Origin of the sequence: Citricoccus sp. (assembly GCF_035445025.1) — a bacterium.
Lineage (GTDB): Bacteria > Actinomycetota > Actinomycetes > Actinomycetales > Micrococcaceae > Citricoccus.
Genome location: NZ_DAOMPX010000073.1, coordinates 1 through 7,955 on the forward strand (window position 1 = coordinate 1; position 7,955 = coordinate 7,955).

The 7,955-nt window shown below is 72.9% G+C and carries 8 protein-coding genes; 1 reads left to right on the forward strand and 7 read right to left on the reverse strand.

The window, feature by feature from the left end; all coding sequences use genetic code 11:
• From PLJ28_RS13980 to PLJ28_RS13995, 4 genes are all read right to left on the reverse strand, one after another.
• The coding region (locus PLJ28_RS13980) for an S-layer homology domain-containing protein (RefSeq protein WP_324590259.1) at positions 1-653 on the reverse strand (653 nt) is incomplete at its 3' end.
• 403 nt (positions 654-1,056) lie between these two features.
• Positions 1,057-1,506: a hypothetical protein gene (locus PLJ28_RS13985; RefSeq protein ID WP_298042653.1), complete on the reverse strand. Its 450-nt coding sequence runs from the start codon at positions 1,504-1,506 to the stop codon at positions 1,057-1,059.
• The gene (locus PLJ28_RS13990) at positions 1,506-2,948 is read right to left on the reverse strand and encodes a FliI/YscN family ATPase (protein WP_324590260.1); all 1,443 of its coding nucleotides are present in this window, start codon (positions 2,946-2,948) and stop codon (positions 1,506-1,508) included. Before PLJ28_RS13990 ends, PLJ28_RS13985 begins: the two co-directional genes overlap by 1 nt.
• Positions 2,945-3,091 (reverse strand): hypothetical protein, encoded by a 147-nt coding sequence (locus PLJ28_RS13995; protein ID WP_298042659.1) that lies wholly within the window; start codon positions 3,089-3,091, stop codon positions 2,945-2,947. The genes PLJ28_RS13990 and PLJ28_RS13995 overlap by 4 nt, the downstream gene beginning before the upstream one ends.
• 218 nt (positions 3,092-3,309) lie before the next feature.
• Here PLJ28_RS13995 and PLJ28_RS14000 point away from each other — a divergent pair, with 218 nt between their 5' ends.
• On the forward strand, positions 3,310-4,653 hold the full coding sequence (locus tag PLJ28_RS14000) for a carboxylesterase family protein (RefSeq protein ID WP_324590261.1): 1,344 nt from the start codon (positions 3,310-3,312) through the stop codon (positions 4,651-4,653).
• Positions 4,654-4,665: 12 nt separating this feature from the next.
• Here the strand turns inward: PLJ28_RS14000 and PLJ28_RS14005 are convergent, their stop codons facing one another.
• The 3 genes from PLJ28_RS14005 to PLJ28_RS14015 form a co-directional block, all read right to left on the reverse strand.
• Positions 4,666-5,901 carry a hypothetical protein gene (locus PLJ28_RS14005; protein WP_183527381.1) on the reverse strand — a complete coding sequence of 412 codons (1,236 nt, stop codon included), beginning with the start codon at positions 5,899-5,901 and terminating at the stop codon, positions 4,666-4,668.
• A 196-nt stretch (positions 5,902-6,097) separates the two neighbouring features.
• Positions 6,098-7,087, reverse strand: coding sequence for a hypothetical protein (locus tag PLJ28_RS14010; protein WP_324590262.1), 990 nt, complete (start codon positions 7,085-7,087; stop codon positions 6,098-6,100).
• Positions 7,084-7,955, reverse strand: an 872-nt coding sequence (locus PLJ28_RS14015; protein WP_324590263.1) for a hypothetical protein, incomplete at its 5' end; no start/stop codon positions are given. The genes PLJ28_RS14015 and PLJ28_RS14010, both read right to left, overlap by 4 nt.

Here is a 7,955-nt window from a genome sequence, read left to right on the forward strand (position 1 = left end):
GGGCGGAACGTGCCGTCGGCGTAGCCGCTGACCAGCTTGGTGGCTGCCAGCCAGGTGGTGGCCCGGTAGAACGCGCTGGTGGGCGTCATGTCGGTGAACGGAGAGGTCCGCGGGGCCCGGAAGCCGGCCTCCCCGGACATCCCCTGCAGGAAGAAGGCGAGCTGGCCCCGGGTGATGGGGTCGCCGGGCCCGAAGTAGCCATTGCCATATCCACTGGTGTAGCCCTTGGCCTTCATCCAGGAGATGGCCTCGAACCCGGCTCCGCTGGGATTGACGTCGGTGAAGTCGCGGTCCGTGCCGGGATCGTGCTTCTCCCCGGACAGGCGGTACAGGAACTGGGCGGTCTCCCCGCGGGTGATCTGACGGTTCTTGCCGAAGGTGCCGTCGGCGTAGCCGGTGGTGATGCCCTCGCATCGCATCCAGGTGATGGCGCTGTAGAAACTGGATCCAGGGGCGGAATCGGTGAAGTCCGGGGTGGAGCAGCTCTGGGTGGCAGCGGCGGGGACGATGACGGGTGCCGCGGCGGCCGGGACGGCGGTGGCCGCAGTGGCGCCGGTGAGCGCGAGTGCGGTCAGCGCACCCGTCAGGGTCCTGGACAGGGGCGTACGGGGCCTGCCTGCTGTCGGGGATGCGGTGCGGGTGGGTCGCGTCATGCTGGTTCCTTCTGTCGTCCGTTTCAGGCGCAGGGGAACAACCCTCCGAGTCCCCCCAGATCCGTATGCACCGCCCGGAGGGGCGGCCGGAGGTTTTGGACGGGAAGGAGAGGCGTCCGGGCCCGGGTGCCGGTGAGGGGGTGCTGGGGGACGCCGGTGTCGAGGACGGCATGCCGGCGGGAGGGTGACCGGTCAGGAGGAGGCGCATGTTCGTCATCGCCCCTGGTCAGCCCTATGGCGGCCCGCGTGCCGGCGCCCGCGACCGAGACCCCGGGGCGGTTCGGACGCGGTCCTGTCGAGGTGCGCCGAGGCGGGTCGAGGCGGGTCGAGGCGGGTCGGCTCATGGGTACCGGCGCCGCAGGCCGTGACCCATCTCACATCCAGGGGGCGAGGACCTCGGTGCTCAGCGGTGATCACCTGACGGGCGGTGTGCGGTGGACGCGAGCGCGTCGAGCTCCTGCTGGTCGGCCCTGCCCGTGAGCGCTCGCTGCTGCCGGTCGCGGTGGTCCCTGACCCGTTCGGCGCGACGGCGGGCCTGCACGGCCAGCATCAGGGCCTGCTCGGCGGCTCGCACCTCATCTGCCTCGGCCTGGGCGGATTCGGACTCGGCGGACTCGGTCCCGGCGAGGTGCTGGGCGGTGGCGGCCCGGGCGATGCCGGCGGCCACCAGCACGTGCACTCCTCCGCGGTCCTCGAACAGGGTGCGCTCGAGGGCCGAACGGTGTAACCCGTCCGGGGCGCCACGGTGCTGTTCGGCCGGGGCAGGTGGCTGGGCGTCGGCCAGCCGGGCCGCGGCCAGGTCCTCCCGGAGCGTGCGGACGTGCGCCAGCGACTTCCGGCGGAACCCGGGCATCAGGCAGCCCGCCCCTCGGCGCCGGCGTCGTCCACGCTCAGCAGGCCGGCGAGGCCGCGCAGTCGGGACCAGGCCTCGGCCGGGGCGGTCGAGTCGTCCGTGGCCTGATGCAGGAAGGCGTCCAGGTGGGGCCGGGCAGTCAGGGCGGCCTCGGCCAACGGACGGGTCCCGGGCACGTAGGCACCGACCTCGATCAGGGCCTGGACCGCACGCAGCTCGGCCATCGCCCGGCGCACCACGGTGGCGGCCGCCTGGTCCGCCGGGCCCGTGAGAGCCGAGGCGCACGGGGCAATCGACGCCAGCACGTCGAGGGGCGGGACGTGACCGGCCTCGGCCAGCCGGCGCTCGAGCACGAGGTGCCCGTCCAGGAGGGGGCGCGCGGCCTCGGCCACGGGGTCCTCGGGGTCGTCGCCGTCCCTGAGGACGGTGTAGATCCCGGTGAGCGAACCGGGGTGGTCGGCGCCGGCACGCTCGAGCAGCTGCGCGAGCAGGGAGACCGTGGACGGGGCATGGCCCCCACGGGCCGGCGGTTCCCCAGCGGAGAGCCCGATCTGGCTCTGGGCCCCGGCCACGCGCGTCAGTGAGTCCAGCATCAGCAGGGCGTGGCGGCCCTGGTCACGGAACTGCTCGGCGATCCGGGTGGCGGTGAACGCGGCCTTGCGGCGCATCATGGCCGGTTCGTCCTCGGTGGCCACCACCACCACGGACCGGGCCAGCCCCTCGGGCCCGAGGTCGTCGAGGAAGTCCCGGACCGTGCCACCGTCCACGCCCACGAGGGCGATGACGGACACCGCGGCGTCCGTGCCGCGGGCGATCATGGCCAGCAACGAGGACGTGTCCGTGCCCGGGCCGGCGAACAGGCCGATGCGGTGGCCACGGCCCAGGGCGGTGAAGGTGTCCACGGCGCGCACGCCGGTGCCGAGCTGCCCGGTGACGGCGGTGCGGTCCAGGGCGTGCGGGGCGGGATGGTGCGCGGGGACCAGGCGGGTGCCGGTGATCGGCCCCCTGCCGTCGACCGGACGGCCCAGGGCGTCGATGACGCGGCCGATGAGCCCGTCGCCCACGGGCACCTCTCCCCCGCGGTGCGCGAGGGTCACGGGAGTTCCGGCGGCCGGTGCCCAGCCCTCGGCCAGCGGCACGACGGTGGCCTCGGTGTGGTGCACGGCCACCACCTCGGCCTCGACGCCGGCGAGCCCGGGGTGGGTCCGGGTTCCGTCGCCCCCGGTCCCGCCGACGGTCACCACGTCCCCGACGGCCACGGGCAGCCCGCCGATGACGGCCCGCAGCCCCTGCGTGGCCACCACCGAGCCGCGGCTCACGGGCGCCGCCAGGCTGGCGGCCTCGGCCACCCGCCGGTCGAATCCCCTCGCGGTCATGGTCTTCAGGGCTTTGGTCTCCAGCATCATGATCTGTGCGGAGATGTCCTGCGCGACGAAGTTCACGGGAGCCCACCGCCCGCAGAGTGCCGGACGCGGCCCGGTGCGGACTCGGAGCCGGCCGTGAACCGGCCGTCCCGGTGCAGGGCCGCACCCCCGCCGGGCGGCAGGGCCGGGTCGGAATGCAGCGCGTTGACCGTCACAGGCATGACTCTCCCCTTCCCCGTCGACCGTCTCGTCGGTCGTCCACTGATCCCTATGCGGGCCGCTGCGCGCGAGGGGTTGGTTTTGCGCGGCCGGGCGCGATGCCGACCCCGATTCATGCCATGCCGACCCAGATCAGGGAGTTACGATCACGCTCGACGGTGATCGGCCCGGCGTGTCCCAACGTGCAGCGTGCTCGTAACTCAGATGCCACACTGGGCGCATGACCTCCGTACCCCAGTGGACCTGCCCGGCGGGCACCCTGCGCGGCTGGGTCGACGAGGGCCCGGGCCGTTCCCCGGTGTGGCGGGCCACCGGCATCCGGTACGCCCGCGCGAACCGGTACGAGCCCCCGCGGCCGGAGCCGGCCGCCGTCGGGACCGTGGAGGCGACCGGCTGGTCACCGGCCTGTCCGCAGCGGCCGGTCCGCGCACTCGAGGGGGTCTCCCCCGGGAGGTTCCTGGGGCCGCTGGAGATCTCCGAGCACTGCCAGTACCTGTCCGTCACCACCCCGGCGGGCGCCGGCCCGGACGAGCGGCTGCCGGTGATGGTGTGGATCCACGGCGGCGGGTACGTGATCGGCGCCGGCGACCAGCCCTACTACGACGCGGGCGCGCTGGTCAGCGAACAGCGGGTGGTCACGGTGAACATCACCTACCGGCTCGGGATGTTCGGCTTCCTCGGCCGCGACGGCGTGCCCGCCAACCTCGGACTGCTGGACATCATCGAGGCGTTGCGCTGGGTGCGGCGCAACATCACCGCGTTCGGCGGGGACCCGGAGAACGTCACCGTCTGGGGCGAGTCCGCCGGGGCCGACGCGGCGGCCCACCTGATGATCGCCGAGGGCACCGAGGGACTGTTCTCCCGGGTGATCATGCAGTCGGCACCGATCGGGCTGATGCGCGGACGGGCCGCGATGACCGCCGCCCTGGGCGAGCGCGCCTCCCGACTGCCGGCGGATGCCCCCGTGGAGGACCTCTTGCGGATGGAGGCCGACCTGGCGTGGTTCGCCCTGCGGCTCGGGCTGGGCGGGGCCATGCCGTTCGGTCCCGAGTACGGCGCGCACCCGCTGCCCGGGGCCGACCGGCGCGAGGCGGCCTGGATCGACGCCGCCCGGCGGGTGGACGTCCTGGTGGGGTCCAACCTGCGCGAGGCGGCCCTGTTCGCCCCCGTGGTCGGCCCCGTCGCGAGGCTGCACCGGCTCCCGGTCCTGGGCCCGCCCGTGCACGAGGGACTGGTGCGGTGGCTGACGGACGTGATCTTCACCCGCGGGGCGGAGCACTTCATCCGCCGCCACGCCGCGGCCCGCGGGCACGGTTACCACTACCTGGTGCACGCCGAGGCCGAGGACAATCCGCTGTCCTCCGCGCACGCGGCCGAGTTGCCCCTGCTGTTCGGCAACCGCAAGGTGTGGGGCACCCGGTTGCTGCACGGCTTCGACCCCGCCGAGACGGAGGCCTGGGGCCGTCGGATGCGTGCCGACTGGGCCGGATTCGCGCGCACGGGACGGATCGAGACCGGCACCGTGGACGGGCTGATGACCGTGCGGGCCGGTGATGACGTGTGAGGCGTCCGGGCGTCAGGCCGCGCGCAGCAGCGTGACGTTGTCCGGGATCTCCACGCCCCCGCCAAGGATGCCGTCGATGATGCCCTCCAGGCGCTCGCGGACCTGCGCGTGCGTGCCGCCCAGGGGGGCACCCGCGAACCGGACCATCGCCTCGTAGGCGTCCCAGGCCGTGGCCAGTGCGGACTCGCGCTCGGCGGTCCTCTCCTCGTGGACGGCGGCGCCGGCGGTGTCGAACGCGGAGTAGGCCTCGAACTCCTCGGCCAGGAACGCGTCGACCACGGCGTTGGCGGCGGTGCGCCACCCGGTCGGCTTGCGGCCGTTCTTCAGGACCGGGGCCAGGTCCTTCACCGCGTTGCGGAACGCGCGGACGGAGGGGCGGTCGGGACGGGCCCGGTCGGACAGGGTCTCCAACGCCAGTGTGTACGCGATCACCGGATCCCTGGAGACCACCTCGAACAGCTGGGCCCGCGAGTAGTCGTCCCACAGGGTCATCAGGTCCTGGTCGGCGGCCTCGAACAGCCCGCGCCAGCCGTGGATCCGGGTCAGGCAGGCCAGCATCGCCTGGGCGGCCCGGTGGGCGGCCTTGGGGTCGGCCTCGAGGACCGGAAGGGCCCGACGCCGGACGCGCCAGTCCGGGCGGACCAGGTCCGGCAGCGAGAAGGCGAACCTCAGGGCGGCGGCCCCGGCCTGGGTGCGGGCGATTCCCCGGTGGTGCGAGGCCTTGGAGCGCAGCCACTCGGTGGCCTCCTCCAGCATGATCCGCTGGGCGATCTCCGGACCGTCCTCGAGGGCGCCGGGGGCCGCGGTGGTCTGGAAGGCCCTCGCGGCGGCGGTGGACGCACCCTCCTCGGGACCGGTGGGGGCCACGAGTTCCTGACGGGCGGCGGTCCGGTTGTGGATGTTGCGCAGGATCGACTTGCGGGCGGAGCGCAGGGTCTGCCGCGCCCAGCCGGTGACCGAGGCGGCCCGGGCGCGCTCGAGGTCGAAGAAGGCGTCCGGGCCCTCCTCGGTGACGCGGCGGAACAGGAACTCGTCGAACTCGGACTCGACGTCCTGGCTCAGCTGGGGCCCGGAGGCCAGGCCGTGGTGCCACGTCTGGTACTCGCGAGACACCTCTCGGCAGATCCCGGAACGGGTCAGGATGGTGGCCACGTCCCGGCGCACCTGGGTCTCCGGGAGATCACCCGCCGCCCAGCGGTCCAGGAGGTCCCGGCAGGCGGTATCGGTGGAAAGGTTCTCTGCTCGCATACCCGGTATGTGTGCGGCATATCCCCGGTGTGACCTGCACCATCATGTGGCGTTGGTCACAGCGGCGTGTTCCCCCGGCGTGTCCTCGCGACACGCCGAGGCCGTTGCCCGACGAGCGGGCATCGACCGTTCCGGGGAACGCGCAACGTCCCCTGGAACGCGGCACGCTCCACCACCCTGGAGGGGGTCGGCCGGTTTAGGCGTTGAGGATCCCCAGCTGGTCGGCGAGGACCCGCTTGGCCAGGGTGCGGACCTTGCGGATCTGGGCGGCGGCCGTCTCCTGCGTCAGGCCCAACTGCTCAGCCACCTCACCGGTGGTCAGGACCCGCTGGGAGCCCTCCGAGGCGTAGACGCCGGAGAGCCATGACTGGGCGACGTCCGACGTGACCCCTCCGATCCGGCGGGCCCGTTCGATCACCGCACGGACCAGCGCCGGTCCCTCGGTGGGGTGCAGCAGGGACTCCTCCGGGCCGACGACGGCCAGCTCGAGGGCGTGGATGTCCACGGCAGGGCCGGCCACGCGCAAGTCGGCGGTGGTGGCGAGCATCCCCTGCTTGGCGGCGTCCTTCCGGGCGGCCATCATGCGCTTGTTGTGCTCATGCGTGAGCTCCCAGTCGGTGGGCTCTGCACCGGTGGCGGCACGCATCTCGTCCCGCAGCTGGTTGAGCTTGCGCACCCGGCGGTTCAGGGAGACCATGCCGGAGGCCGGGGACAGGTTGCGGTCCGCCCAGGCGCGGACCGCGGCCCGGGAACGCACGTGCAGCATCCCGCTGAAGTTCTCGATGGCCCCCAGGGCCGAGGGGTCCTCGAGCAGCTCATCCACCCAGGTCAGGGCCTCGATCGCCACGAGCTGTTCGACGTCGTCCCGGTGCAGGGCGGCGCTCAGGCCCATGGTGCGGCACAACCGGTGGGCCAGGAGGCGGAAGATCTTGCGCTGGTCCCCGATGAACCCGTCCCGCAACCGCAGCCGCTCATCACCGGAGGCCTCGGCCATCTCGCGCAACTGGTCCAGGACCGGACGCTGCTCGGTGACGACGGCGACCGCGCGTCGGGCCCCCCGGGGCGCCAGGACGGACCGGCCGATCGGGGCCGACTCGCCCATCGAGGGGGTCTCGGGCCCGACGGTCCGGCGTCCCACGGGGCGGCGGGACCCGGTGACCCCCTCCGGGGTGAAGACGGGGGTCACCGGGCACCCCGGTTGGTCTCCGGGTCCAGCGCGACGGAACGGGCCATCGGGTCCGAACCCACCTGCAGGGCCGCCTCGGCCCGCGCGGTGGAGAGCCTGTCCTTCGGGTGCTCGAGACGGTAGGCCGCCACGATCTCTCCCACGCTGGCACCGGGCATCTGCCGGGCGAGGCGACGGACCTTGGGACCGATCCGCGGGTCCCCGATGGCCCGGCGGACCTGGTCCTCAGCGTCCCGGCGCAGATTGCGGCGCAGGAACATGAGGGGATCCACCGTGGTGAACCGGTCGTGGCGCAGGCACTGCTCCAGGAGCCGGGGCACGCTCGGGGTATCGGCCACCCCGGCCGTGGGCTCACCCACCATCAAGACGTTCACGATCTGCTCGATTCCCGTGTCGTGCAATACAGGCTGGAACCGCCCGGTCAATTCACTGATCTCATGGCTCACTGCTGAGTGGGCCTTGTGAACGGTGGAGGTGACGAACGGCTCGAGACTGAACAATAGTTGCCACTGGGACTGGCGACCGGCACGGACGAGCTCATCAAGGTCTTCGACGGCACAGCGGCGGATCCCGGGGGCGTAATGGTTATCACTGCCGACTATACCGTCGCACAGCCCGGGATGGGATGCTGATCTGGAACTATTCGGCTGGAATTCACCCGTGTCACCCCACCCCATGGAGTGTGCCGTCCAGCGATACGACGGTGACGGCCCGGCGGGGTCCACCAGGTGCAGCAGGGCGTCGTTGCCACCCCAGTCCAGGCGCACCGGCATCAGCAGTGCCGCACCGGTCTCATGGTCCAGACCCTTGCGCCCGATCTCCATGGCGGGGAGGCGCCAGTCCCACATCGGCAACAGCAGGACCTCCC